Below are 1181 nucleotides of genomic sequence, written 5' to 3' on the forward strand. Positions count from 1 at the left end.
GGTGCCGACGAGGATGTCGTTCTGGCCGGTGTGGCGGGCGAGCAGGGCCTGGTAGGCGGCCAGCAGCACCATGAACATCGTGCTGCCGTGCTCGCGGCCGGTACGGGTGAGGGCCGCCGTCTCGCGTTCGCCGAGCCGCAGCGTGGTCAGGCCGCCGCGGCGCTTGGGCACGGCCGCGCGGGGACGGTCCAGGGGCAGGCCCAGCGGGGTCGGCTCGGCGAGGCGCTGCTGCCAGTAGGCGAGGGCGTCGGTGGTGTCCTGCCGGCGCTGCCAGAGCGCGATGTCGCCGAACTGGACGGGCAGGGGCGGGAGTTCGCGGCCCGAATAGAGCGCGGCCAGCTCGTCGTAGAGGATGTTGAGGGACCAGCCGTCACCCAGGATGTGGTGCATGACCAGCAGCAGCACATGGTCGTCCGCGCCGACCCGGATGAGGGACGCCCGCAGCGGCGGCGCGGAGCCGAGGTCGAGGGGGGTGTTGGTGCGGGCCGACACCAGCTCCGCGGCGGCCTGCTCGTCCGCGGCCGACAGCAGCTCGACCGGCACGGACGACGGCGGCTCGACCACAGCGGTGGGCTCCCCGTCGACCTCGGGGAAGCGGGTGCGGAGGATCTCGTGCCGGGCGGTGACCGCGTCCAGGGCGCGGCGCAGCGCCCTCTCGTCGAGGGGGCCGCGCAGGCGCTTGGCCATCCACATGTTGTACGAGGCGTCCTGCGGATCCAGCCGGGCCAGGAACCACAACCGCTCCTGCGCCGGCGACAGCGGCGGCTGCGTGCCTGCCGGGCGCGGCACAGGCGCGGCGACCGTGCCGGGGGCGGCGGCCTCGACCAGCCGTGCGAGGTCGGCGACGACCGGGTGCCGGAAGACGTCGCCGATCGGGATCGCGGCCCCGCTGCGGGCGGTGAGGCGGGCGGTGAGCATGGCGGCGCGCAGGGAGTGCCCGCCGAGGGCGAAGAAGTCGTCGTCGGCGTGGACGGGGGCCGAGGATGCGCCGATGTCGAGGACTTCGGCGTAGATCTCGGCGACGAGCTGCTCGGCCGCGGTCTCCGGGGCCCGGCCCTGCCCGGTGGGGCGCTGCTCGGCGTCGGGGTGGGGGAGGGCTTTGCGGTCGATCTTGCCGTTGGGGGTGAGGGGGAGGGCGGTGAGCGGGATGTAGGTGGTCGGGACCATGTAGCCGGGGAGTC

Annotated in this window: 1 protein-coding gene; it reads right to left on the bottom strand. The window is 74.9% G+C overall.

All coding sequences use genetic code 11. The features are described 5' to 3' along the window. Nucleotides 1-1167: condensation domain-containing protein (locus IH54_RS0138640; RefSeq protein ID WP_031526254.1), on the bottom strand; the 1167-nt coding region annotated here is incomplete at its 3' end. Nucleotides 1168-1181 lie beyond the last annotated feature (14 nt).

Origin of the sequence: Streptomyces sp. NRRL F-5123, from assembly GCF_000721495.1 — a bacterium.
In the GTDB taxonomy this organism is placed as follows: Bacteria; Actinomycetota; Actinomycetes; order Streptomycetales; family Streptomycetaceae; genus Actinacidiphila.